The organism is Nocardia elegans NBRC 108235 (assembly GCF_001612845.1).
Taxonomy (GTDB): domain Bacteria; phylum Actinomycetota; class Actinomycetes; order Mycobacteriales; family Mycobacteriaceae; genus Nocardia; species Nocardia nova.
This window is the reverse complement of record NZ_BDBF01000053.1, coordinates 1-15,345: the sequence shown is the minus strand read 5'-3', so window position 1 is coordinate 15,345 and position 15,345 is coordinate 1. Positions and strand designations below refer to the sequence as shown.

Annotated in this window: 12 protein-coding genes; 6 read left to right on the top strand and 6 right to left on the bottom strand. The window is 68.4% G+C overall.

The window, feature by feature from the left end:
• Positions 1 to 80: 80 nt before the first annotated feature.
• From NE2_RS29170 to NE2_RS29160, 3 genes are all read right to left on the bottom strand, one after another.
• A complete protein-coding gene (locus NE2_RS29170) occupies positions 81 to 1,442 on the bottom strand; it encodes a DUF2252 domain-containing protein (RefSeq protein WP_063031286.1) in 1,362 nt (453 codons plus the stop codon).
• Positions 1,443 to 1,569: 127 nt separating this feature from the next.
• Complete coding sequence (locus NE2_RS29165; RefSeq protein ID WP_063031284.1) at positions 1,570 to 2,373, bottom strand: hypothetical protein; 804 nt, start codon at positions 2,371 to 2,373, stop codon at positions 1,570 to 1,572.
• Positions 2,374 to 2,390: 17 nt separating this feature from the next.
• Positions 2,391 to 2,927, bottom strand: coding sequence for a lipoprotein LpqH (locus tag NE2_RS29160; protein ID WP_030512959.1), 537 nt, complete (start codon positions 2,925 to 2,927; stop codon positions 2,391 to 2,393).
• Positions 2,928 to 3,081: 154 nt separating this feature from the next.
• On the opposite strand from NE2_RS29160, the gene NE2_RS29155 reads away from it, so the two are divergent.
• From NE2_RS29155 to NE2_RS29140, 4 genes are read left to right on the top strand one after another with little or no spacing between them, the layout of a single operon-like run.
• Positions 3,082 to 4,485 (top strand): hypothetical protein, encoded by a 1,404-nt coding sequence (locus NE2_RS29155; RefSeq protein ID WP_063031282.1) that lies wholly within the window; start codon positions 3,082 to 3,084, stop codon positions 4,483 to 4,485.
• Positions 4,482 to 5,507, top strand: coding sequence for a hypothetical protein (locus tag NE2_RS29150; protein WP_063909512.1), 1,026 nt, complete (start codon positions 4,482 to 4,484; stop codon positions 5,505 to 5,507). The genes NE2_RS29155 and NE2_RS29150 overlap by 4 nt, the downstream gene beginning before the upstream one ends.
• Positions 5,507 to 7,027: a tetratricopeptide repeat protein gene (locus tag NE2_RS29145; protein ID WP_063031279.1), complete on the top strand. Its 1,521-nt coding sequence runs from the start codon at positions 5,507 to 5,509 to the stop codon at positions 7,025 to 7,027. Before NE2_RS29150 ends, NE2_RS29145 begins: the two co-directional genes overlap by 1 nt.
• On the top strand, positions 7,024 to 8,298 hold the full coding sequence (locus NE2_RS29140) for a CHAT domain-containing protein (RefSeq protein WP_063031276.1): 1,275 nt from the start codon (positions 7,024 to 7,026) through the stop codon (positions 8,296 to 8,298). The genes NE2_RS29145 and NE2_RS29140 overlap by 4 nt, the downstream gene beginning before the upstream one ends.
• 236 nt (positions 8,299 to 8,534) lie before the next feature.
• On the opposite strand, the gene ilvC is transcribed toward NE2_RS29140, so the two are convergent.
• The 3 genes from ilvC to NE2_RS29125 are packed head-to-tail and all read right to left on the bottom strand — an operon-like array spanning position 8,535 to position 12,051.
• Positions 8,535 to 9,548: a ketol-acid reductoisomerase gene (gene ilvC / locus NE2_RS29135; RefSeq protein ID WP_063031274.1), complete on the bottom strand. Its 1,014-nt coding sequence runs from the start codon at positions 9,546 to 9,548 to the stop codon at positions 8,535 to 8,537.
• A gap of 38 nt (positions 9,549 to 9,586) precedes the next feature.
• Entirely contained in the window at positions 9,587 to 10,090 is a 504-nt protein-coding gene (gene ilvN, locus NE2_RS29130; RefSeq protein WP_040720620.1) for an acetolactate synthase small subunit, read from the bottom strand.
• Positions 10,087 to 12,051, bottom strand: a complete 1,965-nt coding sequence (locus NE2_RS29125) for an acetolactate synthase large subunit (protein ID WP_063031272.1) — start codon at positions 12,049 to 12,051, stop codon at positions 10,087 to 10,089. The genes ilvN and NE2_RS29125 overlap by 4 nt, the downstream gene beginning before the upstream one ends.
• Positions 12,052 to 12,401: 350 nt before the next feature.
• On the opposite strand from NE2_RS29125, the gene NE2_RS29120 reads away from it, so the two are divergent.
• Together NE2_RS29120 and ilvD are read left to right on the top strand one after the other, a co-directional pair.
• Positions 12,402 to 12,974, top strand: a complete 573-nt coding sequence (locus tag NE2_RS29120; protein WP_233429908.1) for a PH domain-containing protein — start codon at positions 12,402 to 12,404, stop codon at positions 12,972 to 12,974.
• Between the two features lie 508 nt (positions 12,975 to 13,482).
• Positions 13,483 to 15,324 carry a dihydroxy-acid dehydratase gene (gene ilvD / locus NE2_RS29115; protein WP_063031268.1) on the top strand — a complete coding sequence of 614 codons (1,842 nt, stop codon included), beginning with the start codon at positions 13,483 to 13,485 and terminating at the stop codon, positions 15,322 to 15,324.
• The last annotated feature ends 21 nt before the right edge of the window (positions 15,325 to 15,345 follow it).

The window sequence follows — 15,345 nt, the reverse complement described above, 5'->3', positions numbered from 1 at the left end:
CGAAACACGCCCCGGCTGCACACGTCAGCCGCGCCGAGACCCGAACCATCCTCGATCAACGGAGCCGGGCGCGCGCAGTCTCAATATGGGTTCGCCGCTGCTTGCACCCGTCCGGAGTCGATGGCGCGCAACAGTTCTCGATGGTCGGCGGCGGTCTGGTCGGCATAGGTGAGGGCGAATTCGCCCATCGCCTTATCGAAGCTCTCTCCCCCGCCGAGATAGTCGGCGATCGCGATGCGGTCGCCGGATCTGGCGTGGGCCCGGGCGAGGGTGTAGCCGCACAGGGCGCTGTAGTCGCGCAGGCCCGTTCGGGTCATGTTCTCGATATCGGCGCTGCCTTTCATATCCCGCAACTGCCGAACGTAGAAGTAGCGGCCGCCGGGGCCGGTGGTCCAGCCGAGGAAGATATCGCTCGCGGTCTGCAACAGACGCTGGCCGTGGACCACCCGGTGACCTTCCTGGTGGAACGGGCTGGGCGCCAGATATGGTGCCAGCACGGATGACTCCGCTTCTTTGACCTGGAGAAAAAGCGGTCCACCGGTATCGCGGTCGACCAGCAGCAGCACGTAGCAGCGGGTCCCGACGCTGCCGACTCCGACCACCTTGCGCGCGAAATCCACGATGCGATAGCGGTTGACCAGCACGCGGCGTTCCTCGGGCAGCGTCCGGCAGTACTCGGCGAAGACCTTGTCGACGGCGCCGGCCTCGGGCGGGTCGAGGGCCACCAGCAGCGGCGGCTGGAATCGGATACGGGGCTCACCGCCCGGACCGGGCTCGGTCAGTTTGCGCAACGCCTGCAAGCTGGTGCGTTTGCGAGCGGCATCGAGAGATTTCGTTACGTCTTTGCGCTGCTTGGGGTTTTGCACCAAATCGGTCAAGGTGTCGGCCTCGACCCGTTCGTACCACACCTCGAGCGAATCGAGACCGGCCAGGCGGCGCATGCACTGCCGGTAGGCCGATGCGGCGGTGCGCGCGAGTTCGCGGGCGTCGCCGTCCTCGTAGCCGTTGGCACGGGCGGCCACGGCGATGCTGGCGACCAGGCGCTTCACATCCCATTCGAACGGCCCCGGCAGGGTTTCGTCGAAATCGTTGAGGTCGAACACCAGTGATCTTTCTGGTGACGCGAAGACCCCGAAGTTGGACAGGTGCGCGTCACCGCAGAGCTGGACGGTCAGACCGGTGTCGCGGGTGGTGGCCAGGTCGGCCGCCATGATCGCGGGAGCGCCGCGCAGGAACGGGAACTCGCCGGCCGCCATGCGCGCATAGCGGATCGGGACGAGGTCCGGAAGCCGGGTTTCCGCCTGCCGCTGCAGGATCGCGACGGGATCGCGATCCGGTGCCCGATGGAATTCGGCGAGCGACGAGCGAGGGACGTCGGCTCGTACCGCACGTCCCACGGAGAGGGATTCGCTGGGAACCGGGCCGGCCACCGCATTCGTCATCCACCAAGTTTTGCCCCGGAACGCGTTTGTGGCAACCATCTGGCGACCACCGTGATCCGCTTGCCGCCGACACGACCGTGCCGCCCTCCGCAGCACTGGTTCTGCGAAGGGCGGCACACCCCGCGGCTCATGCGTTGAGCGGAATGGCGATGACGACCTCCTGCTCGTTCTCCGGCAGGTAGTGCACCTGCACGATCCGCCCTACCTGCACATTCGAGACGCTCGCCGGCGGAAGGAACTTCTCCGCGTGGGTGCTGAACGTGCTGCCGTCCGGGCGGGTGACCGCGAGGCCGAGGTCGATTTTCGCGTAGCCGTTGCGGATTTCGCCGGGCACCGACAGCGACTGCACGACCGCCTGCGCGGCGACGCCGCGACCGGCGATGTCGAGCTTGGCCCGCGTGGTCACTCCCTTGCGGATCATCGATTCGTTCATCGCCTGCTGCGCCGAAGCGCTGTCGCCGGATCGGTCGACTTCCACCTTGTCGGTCCGTCCGGGCAGATAGCGCACGGGAAGCACGACGCCGGGGCGCAGCAGCGCCAGTTCGGCGAGGGGCACGATCATCTTGGCGGTCGAGTCGAAGATCTCGCCCCGGGCGCCCTCGACGCTGAACTCGATGCGTAGCTGCGGCTGATCGTTCACGCTCACCCCCGTCTCGCGAACCGACTTGACGGTTCCCAGGCCGAGCAGGCCATCGCGGAACTCCGCGCTGTTGCGGCCCGTGAGCGCCGACAGCACGCCCTCGCCGGTGAACACGAAGACCATCACCACCGTGGTGAACGCGATGATCGGCAGTGCCAGAAAACCGTTGAGCCAAGCGGCGAAACCCGGTTCCCACGGACTGTCGGCTCGATAGGTGAGCCCGTGCCAGAGGTAGACGCCGACCGCGAAGACCTCGAATGCGACGGCCCCGGCTCGTGCTGTGGTGCGCATGACGGTTCCTCCTCTGCTCAGCCGTTGACGATAGTGGGGCAGGCGAAGGTGAGCTCGAACTTCGCGGTGGCGGGGCCGGCCATCGGGTTGGTCATATCCGGGGCGGCGACGCCCTCACCGGTGATCTTGTACGTCTTGCCGTCCTTGCTGACGGTGGCCGAGCCGCCGGGCTGGCCGTTGCCGAAGCCGACGGCATACGGCATACCGGAGGCGCCGCCCTTGCTGCCGCCGATGGCGACGGCCTGCACAGTGTCGCCGCCCGCGGTGAGGGTGGCGCTGACGGTCAGCCGGCCGTAGGTGGAGTTGGCGGCATCGTTCAGTGCCAGTGCGAGGGTTCCGGCGTGCTGGGCGCAGGTGGTGTCGAAGTTCGCGCTCAGCGCCTTGCCGTCGACGAGGGCCGCCGACTTACCGCCCGAGGGGGCCTGGGTCGCGGGCGCCGCGGTGGTCGATGCCGGGGCGGCGGTGCCGGAGTCGTCGCCGCAGGCGCCGAGGGCCAGGGTGAGACCGGCGGCGGCGAGGGTGGCGGCGGCGATCCGGATCTGCTTGGTACGCATGGTGTTCGTTCCTTCGTTCTCGGTGAGTCCGGCCCTGTGATCGGGCCGTTGTTCACAAAGTAGGAACGGTTCGCCGCCTACCGATCCCAGGTTTCGGGCCCGGGCAGCGGCAGCGACGGTCGGTTAATCTGACCGAATGCGACGACCGCGCGCCATGGTGCTCGACGAGGTGTGGCGCGGTATCGAGGGCGTCGAGGCGCTCAGCGGCGCCCAGGGGGGACCGTTGCGCCGCACCGTGAAACTGATCCTCGACCCGCTGGTGATCCGGCCTGTCCAGCACCCCGCCTGCGCCGGGCCGATACTCACCGCGGACGGCGCCACGCTGCTCGCGGCCCGCGTCCATGCCGCCGCCGATGTCCTGCGCGCGACCGCGGCCTGGTTCACCCTCCTCAAACAGGTCCGACGGGCATTGCGCATCACCGACGGCAATCCGCAGGACCTGTACTTCCAGCGCTGTTTCGAACTGGCGACGGTGTCCGGGCCACCGGATCCGGCCCGCGACCGGCCCACCGCCACAGCCACATTGCACGACATCCATCACCTCGCGGCCGGGCGCACCACGCAGGCGTTGAAGGACCATCTCACCGATCGGTCCACGGCCGGCGAACTCGTGGCGTTGATCGATACCGCGTGGCGCCGGCGACCGCATTCCGCGCCCGCGATCGCCGACCACACCACCGCCCTCGCCGCACTACTCGATTCGTGCGCCACCGCCCGAGCCGACGACGCCGCCCGGGAACTGCGCACCCTGATCATGGAGCGAGCGGGGACGCACACAGGAATTGCGCTGTGGTACAACGCTTCCGGAGACTCTGCCCAGGAGCTGGGCCTGACCGCGCACCGCCTGCCGGTCGCCCCCGCGCTCGGCACCGGGGCATCGACCGCGACACTGGCGCTGCCGTTCGACCGCACCATCTACGAACGTGTCTTCACGGTGTTGCAAGCCTCCACCGAGCGCTCGGACCTGCCCACGATCCCGGAACTGGTGACCGACGAGATCGCCCGGAGTTGCGCGCCGTGGGCGTTGCTCGACGAATCACTTCGGGTGACAGCGGCAGCGGGAGTGGCACTGGCACGTGGCCTGGCACCTGTCACCGGAACCGGTAGGACGCCCGGGAGCGAGCCGGTGGCCTCGAGCGGCGGCGACTGCGTCATGGAGTCGAAAAATTCCGCACGTCAAGGGGTTTCTGTTCTGCGCGACAGCACCGCCGCGCATCGGGCGATCAACGGGAGGTGGCGCCGCGAGGCGTATGTACTGCAGGCACGCCGCCTCGCCGTGCACGACACCGGGGAGCCGTCCGATCCGCTCGCCGTGATCGCGGCCGAGCTTCGCCGTCCCTGGCGTTCGTATCTGCGGCGACTGTGGGTTCGCCTGCACGGGCGCGATGTTCGCGGCGCATCCGTGTCACCGACCGCGCCGGAGACAGCCGAGCTGTGGGATCTGCTCGACGGGGTCGCACGCTCGGTCATCCTCGATCACCGAGCCCGGGTACGAAAGGCACTGACCGCCAATTCCTTTGCGAACATGTCCGATTCGCTGGAATCGAGGGCCGGATGATGCCCGAGACCGTATTCCTGCACCGTGAGGACGAGGGCGTCATCATCTCACCGGCCGATGCTCCCACCGTTCACGACGCGATGCCAGGACTCGATACGCTGGTTCTCGAGGTGATCGGCGGTCATCTGTCGTGGGGTTTACTGTCCGAGCAGACAGTTCCGGCGGCGGTGCTGCACGATCCGGATGCCGCACAGGAGTGGCTGTGGGCCGTGTACGGCGAACCGGTGGCGCTCGCTGTCGCCGACGGCCGGTCGGGAGAGCTGCTCGCGACGTCCGCCCGTCCCGAATTGGCCGAGGCCGCACGGCAACTCGGCTATGCGCAGTGGGCCGCGCACTGGTGGCCCGCCTCCACCATCGACGGCATTCCCGCACTCGATTCCGAGGTACTCGGCGGGGACATCGCGGCTCTCACCGAAGCCTGCGAATCGATCGTCGACGGGGCCGACGCACAACCGTCGCCGGTGGGTCCCTCGTTCGATGCGGCTGTGGCGCGCCGGCAGGACTATGCCTTGGCGGCCGGTCCCGCCGGCCCCGGGCGCACCGGATTGGTGCTGGCGACCGGCACCTCGGGCTGGGATTGGCGCCGGTGTCCCGCCGGCGTGCTGGATGCCTCCGAATTCGCCGTCTCGTGGCGTCTGACCAGAGAGTCCGGCAGTACGTCGGTCGAGGTGCGCGCGGCCGCGGCTCCGCACCTCGATGCCGGTCTGCCCGGGCATCTGTGGCCTCACGCTCGTGTCGTGACAGACTCCGTGCCAACGGTTCTCGCGCTGCAGCCCGGCGGTGACACCTGGATCGGCGAGGCGCTGATCGACGCGGACAATGTTGTGCGCGTGGATATCTACGTGCCCGGGGTGGGGCCTGCCCCCGACGAGACATCGGCATCGGCATCGGCGAACATTTACGGGCCGAGACAACGGCAGCGGATCAGGGGATTCGTGATCGACCGATTGCGGTCGCCCCAGCCGGCCATGCCGCTGCTCGAGGCCGAGCGCGTCGCCGCCGCATCGGATACGGACTTCTGATGGCCGACACTCCCCCGCCCGGCCTCGAACTGCTCCACGAGGGCGCCGCGGCCTACGCCCGCGGCGAGGTCACCGAGGCCCTGCGGATATTCGAGCACGCCGCACACACCACCACCGGGGGCGTCCGGGTCAGCGCTCTGGTCAATGCGGCGAGTATGCGCGACGAACTCGGCGACCACGCGGGCGCCATCACCGGATTCCGCGCCGCGCTCACCGAAATCCCCGGCGACGCGACGGAAAAGCGCGCATCCACGCTCGTCAACTATTCGCAGGCACTGCAACACGTGGGTGATCTCGACGCCGCGCACACGGCGTTGGAACAGGCGCGCGACCTACTCACCGGCCACAGTGAACTGTCGACGTTGCAGGTGTCGTGCATGGTCTCGCTCACCGCCGTCGCGATGCATCGCAGTCAGTGGGCGCGGACGATCGAGCTGGCCACCGAATCACTCGAGTTCGCCACGCGCTTCGCGCCGCAGCTGCGCGGCTACCCGCTCGGCAATCTCGCGGCCGCCCACTTCGAATCCGGTCGCGGCGAGCTCGGGCTCGACTTCGCCCACCAGGCCCTCGCCGCATTCGAGGCGGCCGGCGACGGGAACGCGGCGGCCGAATCCCGGCAGACGCTCGCGATGATGTACGCCCGGCTGGGCCGCCCCGACGACGCCGAGCCGCATCTTCGTGCCGCCCAGCAGTATGTCGAACGGGCCGGCCTCGGCTACCGCGCCGGACTGGGGCTGCAGCTGATGGGCTATCTCGCCGAACGGCACGGCGACCTCGACCACGTCGAACAGCTGTATCGCCGGGCGCTGACATCGTTCGAGCAATCCGGGGCGGCGCTCGAATCGGCGGGTGTTCGAATCCGTTTGGCGACACTGGATTTCGCGCACGGCCGGGTCGGAGAGGGACAAGCACAGCTCGCGGCCGCGTACGAGATCTACGCCGTGCGCGGGCTCGGCCTGCAGTGCGCGCGGGTCGACTACTGGCATGCCGCGCTGTGGGAATCGCTCATCGGCGACATGGTCACACCGCCGCCCGCGGAGGTACTCGCCCTGGCTCGGGATCTGGCCGTCACCTCCGCCATCGCCATCGACGCGGTGCGCTACAGCTTCACCAACGGAACACAGCGGGAGCGGTGGAATCGTGAGATGGCCGCACCCGCCGTGCGACTGGCCTTCCGCTTCGCCTACCTGTGCGGTAACGGCGAGCTGATCGCCGATCTGGTCGAAACCGTGTGCGCTGGAACCTCTTTCGACAGCGGCACCGCCGCCGACGGCGGACCGCCGAGGCTTCCGTTCGACCCGATACCGGCACCCGGCGACGCACTCGACGGTCCCGGCGCCGGTTCCCTGCAGCTGGGCTCGGCGCTGGCCCAGGTTGCCGCCGCGGCCGGGTTGCCCGTTTCGCCACCGCCACGGCTGTCGGTGTCCCCGGATGGTCACATCGCCTTGGACACCTACCTCACCGCCGCCGAACACCGGTACGGCCGGACCGTGCGGGAAGATCGGGTCCTGGCGATATGAACGAGGCACCCGGTGCGCGACCGACGGTGATCGTGCGGATGGCCGATGCGGGCGATCTGTACATGTCCTGGCGCTGGCTCGGGGATACCGCGAGCGCTGGTGTGGCCATGCTGCCCGGCGCGGACATCGACGCCGCGGTGCGCCGGCTCGCGGCGGCGCTGCCCGATCCCGCTCGTCCCGGCGGTCTCGAACAGGCGCTCACCACAGGTGCTTTCGCCGATCGCGAATCGGAATACGCACTGGCGCAGGCACTCAGCCGTGCGTTGCTTCCGCAGGCGCTCGCGATCCAACTGCACGACCTGCTCGTGCGCGGAATCCGCCCGCACATCCGGCTGCAGCCGTCACCGCGGGTCGCGCAGGTGCCGTGGGAGATCATCGCCCCCGATCCGGCCCTGCGGCTGATCGACATCGCGGATGTCGGCCTGCTCGCACCGGCGAGCATCGTCCACGCACCCGGCCGCACCGCGCGCAGATGGGCCGACGACCGCGATCTGCCGGTGGTCGCGGTGCTCGATCCGCGCGTGCCCGGATTCCGGGCCGATTCCGAGCTCGGTTCGGTGCTCGGGCGGATGAGTTCCAGCTCGCCGCTCACCGAGCGGGTATCCGAATATGTTGCGCGACAGCGACTTCGACCCGTTGTCGACGACCCGCTGCACGCCTTCCGGCGCACCGATCTCGACCGGGGCCGCCTGAGCGCGCTACTGCGGGACGGGGCCGCCCGGCTGGTCTACGTCGGCCATGTCACCGCCGAACGTCCGGAATCCGGTCTGAGCGAGAACGCCGGACTGCACCTCGCCTGCACCGCCGATACCACCGGTTTCGCCCGGCCGCTGCGCACGCATCGCCCGCTGTCGGCCAAGGATCTGCTGCTGGGCACTCATACGCTCGAGCCCGAACCCGTTGCGGGACCGCAACTCTGGCCCATCCCGAGCCGAGTCGCGCTGATCGCGTGCGAGAGCGGTGGCGACCTGCGCTTCACCGAGGCACTGGGCTTGGTCGCCGCGATGATCCACGGCGGCGCCGAACTGGTCACCGCCACCCGCTGGCCGCTGCCCACCGATCTGGCATTCGAACGGTTCGCCGGCGCCAACGACGCGGCGCCGCTGCAACAAGTCATCTGCGCCGTCGATGACGCGCACGAACAAGTAGAACCTGTTGCCGGCCTGGCGAAGTGGCAGCGTGGACGGCTTGCCGCTTGGCGTGAGACGGGTGCTGTGGCGGATTCACCGCTACTGTGGGCGGCCTTCGCGACCGTCGACGCCGGGAGCTGAGCGGACAGTACGACACATCGCGTCGGGACTACCGATGCGGCGCCGCAATAGAACGTCATCTACTCGGTACACGAAGAGGCCGATCCACTTGCCGCCCCGGCGAATTCAGCGCGCACGACGCACCGCCCGGCCTGTCCGGGCGTCGTCGAGCACGGAAACCAGCGCGGCCCGAGTGGCCCCATGAACACGACGACCCGCCGGGCACACTGCCCAGCGGGTCGTTCGGGTGTGAAACCTTACGCGGTTTCGGTGATCGGCCGGTCGACCCAGCTCATCAGCTCGCGCAGCTTCTTGCCGGTGACCTCGATCGGGTGCTCGGCGTTCTGCTTGCGCAGGCTCTCGAGCTCCTTGTTGCCGCCCTCGACGTTGGCGACCAGGCGCTTGACGAAGGTGCCGTCCTGGATGTCCTTCAGGATCGCCTTCATGCGCTCCTTGGTGTCGGCGTCGATGACCCGCGGGCCCGACAGGTAGCCACCGAACTCGGCGGTGTCGGAGACCGAGTAGTTCATGCGGGCGATGCCGCCCTCGTACATCAGGTCGACGATCAGCTTCAGCTCGTGCAGCACCTCGAAGTAGGCCATCTCCGGCGCGTAGCCGGCCTCGACCATAACCTCGAAACCGGTCTTGACCAGCTCTTCGGTACCACCGCAGAGGACGGCCTGCTCACCGAACAGGTCGGTCTCGGTCTCCTCCTTGAAGGTGGTCTTGATGACGCCGGCGCGGGTGCCGCCGATGCCCTTGGCATAGGACAGCGCCAGGGCCTGGCCCTCGCCCTTCGGGTCCTGGTCGATGGCGATGAGGGCCGGAACACCCTTGCCGTCGACGAACTGGCGGCGCACCAGGTGGCCGGGGCCCTTGGGGGCGACCATGCCGATGGTGACGCCTGCCGGAGCCTTGATCAGGCCGAAGTGGATGTTCAGGCCGTGGCCGAAGAACAGGGCGTCGCCGTCCTTCAGGTTCGGCTCGATGTCCTCGGTGAAGATCTTGGCCTGCGCGGTGTCGGGGGCGAGCAGCATGATGACGTCCGCCCACTCCGAGACCTCGGCGGGAGTGCCGACCGTCAGGCCGGCCTCTTCGGCCTTGGCCCGCGACTTGGAGCCTTCCTTGAGGCCGATGCGCACCTCGACGCCGGAGTCACGCAGGCTCAGCGAGTGTGCGTGGCCCTGGGAGCCGTAGCCGATCACGGCGACCTTGCGGCCCTGGATGATCGACAGGTCGGCGTCGTCGTCGTAGAACATCTCGACTGCCACTGTGGTTGTGTCCCTTCGTTGATTCTTCTGAATAAGTGTTAGCGGGTCGCGGTGATGGACTTCGGCCCGCGACCGACGGCCACCACGCCGGACTGCACGATCTCACGGATGCCGTACGGTTCCAGCATCCGCAGCAGCGCCTCGAGCTTGGACCGGGTGCCGGTCGCCTCGATGGTCAGCGCGTCGGGCGACACGTCGATGACCTTAGCCCGGAACAGGTTGGCCGATTCGATCACCTGGGTGCGCACGCTGGCATCGGCGCGCACCTTCACCAGGATCAGCTCGCGGGCCACCGAGGCGTCGGCGTCCTGCTCCACGATCTTGATGACGTTCACCAACTTGTTGAGCTGCTTGGTCACCTGTTCCAGCGGCAGATCCTCCACGGTGACGACGATGGTCATCCGCGAGATGTCCGGAACCTCGGTGCCACCCACGGCCAGGGATTCGATGTTGAATCCACGCCGGGAGAACAGACTCGCCACCCGGGCCAGCACGCCGGGTTTGTCCTCCACCAGCACGCTGAGGGTATGGGTCGTGCTCACAGGTTGGTCTCCTTCTGCGAGGCCCGTTCGTGCGCCGCCAGGGTCGCCTTGTCGTGGGACATGGCCTCATGGATGACGGCCGGCTCGGAGGCCTGCTCGTCCTCGTCGAACAGCGGGCGAATGCCGCGCGCTGCCATGATCTCGTCGTTGGAGGTGCCGGCGGCGACCATCGGCCACACCTGCGCGTCCTTGCCGACGATGAAGTCGATCACCACGGGACGGTCGTTGATCGACTGCGCCTCGCGGATCGCGGCCTCGACGTCCTCTTCCTTCTCCACCCGGATGCCGTGGCAGCCCAGCGCTTCGGCGAGCTTCACGAAATCGGGGATGCGCAGGGTGTGGGTGCCCAGGTCGGTGTTGGAGTAGCGCTGTTCGTAGAACAGGGTCTGCCACTGCCGGACCATGCCCAGGTTGCCGTTGTTGATCAGCGCGACCTTGATCGGCACGCCCTCGACGGCACAGGTCGCGAGCTCCTGGTTGGTCATCTGGAAGCAGCCGTCACCGTCGACCGCCCACACCTCTTTGTCCGGCGCGCCCATCTTGGCGCCCATCGCCGCGGGCACGGCGTAGCCCATGGTGCCCAGACCACCGGAGTTCAGCCAGGTGCGCGGCTTCTCGTACTTGACGAACTGCGCGGCCCACATCTGGTGCTGGCCGACACCGGCCACATAGATGGCATCGGGTCCGGCCAGGCGGCCCAGGGTCTCGATGACGTACTCCGGCGACAGCGAGCCGTCGGAGGTGGGGCCGTAGCCGAGCGGGTACTGCTTGCGCACACCGTCGAGGTAGGTCCACCAGGACTCCAGGTCCAGCAGCGGCGCCTCGGCGTTGGTGAAGGCCGGATCGGACTTCAGGGTCTCGATCAGTTCGGTGATGACCTCGCGGCAGTCACCCACGATCGGCACATCCGCGTGGCGGTTCTTGCCGATCTCGGCGGGGTCGATATCGGCGTGGATCACCTTCGCGTGCGGGGCGAAGGAGTCCAGCTGGCCGGTGACGCGGTCGTCGAAGCGGGCGCCCAGCGTGATCAGCAGGTCCGACTTCTGCAGGGCCGCAACGGCTCCCACGGTGCCGTGCATACCGGGCATGCCCATGTTGAGGGTGTGGCTGTCGGGGAACGCGCCGCGCGCCATCAGGGTGGTGACCACCGGGATGCCGGTGAGCTCGGCCAGTTCCAGCAGCTCGGGCGAGGCATCGGCCTTGATCACGCCGCCGCCGACGTAGAGCACGGGCGCCTTGGCCTCGGCGATCATCCGCGCGGCTTCACGCACCTGCTTGCCGTGCGGCTTGGTCACCGGACGGTAGCCGGGCAGCCGCATCTCCGGCGGCCAGCTGAAGGTGGTCTGCGCCTGCAGCACATCCTTCGGGATGTCGACCAGCACCGCGCCCGGACGGCCCGACGAGGCGAGGTGGAACGCCTCGGCGATGATGCGCGGGATGTCGATGGCGTCGTTGACCAGGAAGTTGTGCTTGGTGCACGCCATGGTGATGCCGGAGATGTCGGCTTCCTGGAAGGCGTCGGTACCGATCAGGCCGCGGCCGACCTGTCCGGTGATCGCCACCAGCGGCACCGAATCCATCTGCGCGTCCGCGATCGGGGTGACGAGGTTGGTCGCACCCGGACCGGATGTGGCCATACACACACCGACCTTGCCGGTGGCCTGGGCATAACCGGTCGCCGCGTGACCGGCGCCCTGCTCGTGGCGGACCAGGACGTGACGCACGCGGGTGGAGTCGAAGAGCGGGTCGTAGACGGGGAGAATCGCACCACCCGGAATGCCGAATACCGTGTCGACGCCGAGCTCCTCGAGGGAGCGGACGACGGACTGGGCGCCGGTCACCTTCTCGGGCGGGACCTGGCGGCGGTTTCCGGTCGCGGCGGCAGCCGCGGGGGTCGGCTGGGAGGCCGAGGGCGCTGGCCTGCGGGCCGAGGGCCCGGGCCGTGCAGTTGGTGCGCTCACCGTCTTTTTCCTTACTGCTTGTCGTTCACCGCTTCGTTGTCACGCGGCGCCTGCGCGGCGCTCGAGCGACCTTCGAAGCCATGAACACAACTTGTCCGAACACAAAAAAGCCCCCGTCAGCCGATGGCTGAGCGAGGGTGGCGCGTCGCAGTTGCGAGCTGACGTAGTCGACCTCGAGTCGTCAGGCTCAGCGCTGGACGCGCCGGCCGATTACGAGAAGCTCGTTTCGATTCACGCGCTCGACGGTATGCGCGCGAGAGTCGATGAGTCAAATTACTTGACGTGCGGTGTCTCATTATGTGAGACGGGGCGGTTCGAGTGTCGCTTCACCATGATGCGAGGATGGAGGTGTGTCATCGCCGCAGCAGTCCGTGCCACCAGCTCAATCGTCCCACACCACCGAGGGCGGAACCGATACGGGGCGTGTGATCCGTATCCCCCGGCTCGCGCACCTCGGGGTGTTCATTCTGCTGTTCTGCGCGGCGTTCCCGTTCTTCGGCTGGCCCGCGGTGCTGTGGATCCTGTTTCTCATCCCGGCCGCGGTCGCGTGGTGGGTGGAGCGGTCCCGCACCACGGTATCGACGAGCGGGCTCGACCTGCGCACGATCTTCGGCTCCCGGCACCTCGACTGGTCGCAGATCCAGGGACTGCGGATCCCCAAGCGCGGCTGGGTGCGAGCGCATCTGAGCGACGACTCCGAGGTGGCCCTGCCGGCGGTGAGCTACGACCGGCTGAAGGATCTGGTCGCGGCATCGGACGGGCGGATTCCGGATCCGTTCGCGCGGCCGGAGAAGAGCGCGGCGAGCATCGGCGACAAGAACGGCGATCAGGACGGCGTCGAGGCCGAGAGCGCGGAATCCGGCGCAGCGGACAGCCCGTCGGCCGAAGCTGCCGAGAAGCCGGACACCTCCACGGACGACTGAGCGGGCTCCACTCCAGCTCCGCCACTTCGGCAGATTGTCGCAGCTCTCCCTCGAGTGGGATGTTTCACACTCTCCCGCCAACCTCGAACTCCGGGAACAAATCCGCGCTTTCGCGATGCTGCCCTGACTACGTCCCCACTCGGGGCGCAGTCGCCGCGATCATCGCGTCGCGGTGCGGGTCCGTGGTCGAGACCCCACCCGGTGACGGCCGCTCGGACCGGCTCGACGTGCGTCGTGCTGCCGCGCCACCCCGCGGCCGCACGACCACCTGCCTCCGGTGAGCACGCTCCGGTGGCGGGAGTAACGTTGAAGCGCCGAACAGACACTCTGCTCTTGCGAACAGACACCTCTGCCGACGACACCACTCGCCGAAGAGACGCTCCGCACGGCGGCCGACCAGCCCTCGGCCCCGGCCCCGGCGACCCACCGGACGATGAGCACCGACGAGCAGAGCCCTGCCCGAGTAGAGCCGCTCCGGCCACCGCGCCGACCACCGAGGACCGAATTCATGCCACCGCTTCGCTCACGCACCACCACCGCCGGACGCAATGCCGCAGGCGCACGCGCACTCTGGCGGGCCACCGGCCTGACCGACTCCGATTTCGGTAAGCCGATCGTCGCGATCGCGAACTCCTACACCCAATTCGTGCCCGGCCACGTGCATCTGAAGGATGTCGGCGAGATCGTCGCCGACGCGGTGCGCGCCGCCGGTGGTGTGCCGCGCGAATTCCACACCATCGCCGTCGACGACGGGATCGCGATGGGTCACGGCGGCATGCTCTACTCGCTGCCCAGCCGCGAAATCATCGCGGACTCGGTCGAATACATGGTCAACGCGCACACCGCCGACGCGCTGGTGTGTATCTCCAACTGCGACAAGATCACTCCCGGCATGCTGAACGCCGCCATGCGGCTCAACATCCCGACCGTGTTCGTCTCCGGCGGTCCGATGGAGGCGGGCAAGGCCGTGGTCGTCGGCGGTGTGGCGCAGGCGCCGACCGATCTGATCACCGCGATCGCCGCCAGCGCCTCCACCGAGGTCAGCGACGAGGGGCTGAGCGAGGTCGAGCGCAGCGCCTGCCCTACCTGCGGTTCCTGTTCCGGCATGTTCACCGCGAACTCGATGAACTGCCTCACCGAGGCACTGGGCCTCGCTCTGCCCGGCAACGGTTCCACCCTCGCCACCCACGCGGCGCGGCGCGCGCTGTTCGAGCGGGCCGGCAGCACCGTCGTCGAGATCGCCAACCGCTGGTACCGCGAGGACGACGACTCCGTCCTGCCGCGAAACGTGGCGGGCGCCAAGGCCTTCCGCAACGCGATGGCCCTCGACGTCGCGATGGGCGGTTCCACCAACACGGTGCTGCACACCCTGGCCGCCGCCCAGGAAGGCGAGATCGATTTCGACCTCACCACCATCGACGAGATCTCGCGCCGGGTGCCCTGCCTGTCGAAGGTCTCCCCCAACTCCGACTATCACATGGAAGATGTTCACCGCGCCGGTGGCATTCCCGCCATCCTGGGCGAACTGCGCCGCGGCGGACTGCTGGAAACCGATGTGACCACCGTGCACACCGCCACCCTCGACGAGTGGCTCGACACCTGGGACATCCGCTCCGGCAAGGCCTCCGACGAAGCGATCGAACTGTTTCACGCCGCGCCCGGCGGAGTGCGGACCACCGTGCCGTTCTCCACCGAGAACCGCTGGTCCTCGCTCGACACCGACGCCGAGGGCGGGTGTATTCGCGATATCGCGCACGCCTACACCGTCGAGGGCGGGCTGTGCGTGCTGCGGGGCAATATCGCCCTCGACGGCGCCATCCTGAAAACCGCCGGTATCGACGAGGACCTGTTCACCTTCGAAGGACCGGCCGTGGTGCTGGAATCCCAGGAAGACGCGGTCTCGGCGATCCTCGGCAAGAAGATCACCCCCGGCGACGTCGTCGTGATCCGGTACGAGGGCCCCGCCGGCGGCCCCGGTATGCAGGAGATGCTGCACCCCACCTCGTTCCTGAAGGGCCTCGGACTGGGCAAGGTGTGCGCCCTGATCACCGACGGCCGCTTCTCCGGCGGCACCTCCGGCCTGTCCATCGGCCACATCTCCCCCGAGGCGGCCAGCGGCGGCGCTATCGGCCTGATCGAGAACGGCGACCGCATCCGCATCGACGTGCACACCCGCGCGCTCGAGCTGCTGGTCGACGACGAGGTGCTCGCCGAGCGCCGCGCCAAGATGGAGGCGCGGGAGCGGCCGTGGCAGCCGGTCCAGCGTGATCGGCCGATCACCACCGCGCTGCGCGCGTACGCCGCATTGGCGACCTCCGCCGACAAGGGCGCCGTCCGCCGCGTGCCCTAGCTTTTGAACTACGCTGGCAGT

Bases quoted from the DNA above. Each gene is read 5' to 3' on its own strand.
- NE2_RS29145 (WP_063031279.1), top strand. From the start codon at position 5,507: ATGGCCGACACTCCCCCGCCCGGCCTCGAACTGCTCCACGAGGGCGCC.
- NE2_RS29155 (WP_063031282.1), top strand. From the start codon at position 3,082: ATGGTGCTCGACGAGGTGTGGCGCGGTATCGAGGGCGTCGAGGCGCTC.
- NE2_RS29150 (WP_063909512.1), top strand. From the start codon at position 4,482: ATGATGCCCGAGACCGTATTCCTGCACCGTGAGGACGAGGGCGTCATC.
- NE2_RS29140 (WP_063031276.1), top strand. From the start codon at position 7,024: ATGAACGAGGCACCCGGTGCGCGACCGACGGTGATCGTGCGGATGGCC.
- NE2_RS29170 (WP_063031286.1), bottom strand. From the start codon at position 1,442: ATGACGAATGCGGTGGCCGGCCCGGTTCCCAGCGAATCCCTCTCCGTG.
- NE2_RS29160 (WP_030512959.1), bottom strand. From the start codon at position 2,927: ATGCGTACCAAGCAGATCCGGATCGCCGCCGCCACCCTCGCCGCCGCC.
- ilvD (WP_063031268.1), top strand. From the start codon at position 13,483: ATGCCACCGCTTCGCTCACGCACCACCACCGCCGGACGCAATGCCGCA.
- NE2_RS29165 (WP_063031284.1), bottom strand. From the start codon at position 2,373: ATGCGCACCACAGCACGAGCCGGGGCCGTCGCATTCGAGGTCTTCGCG.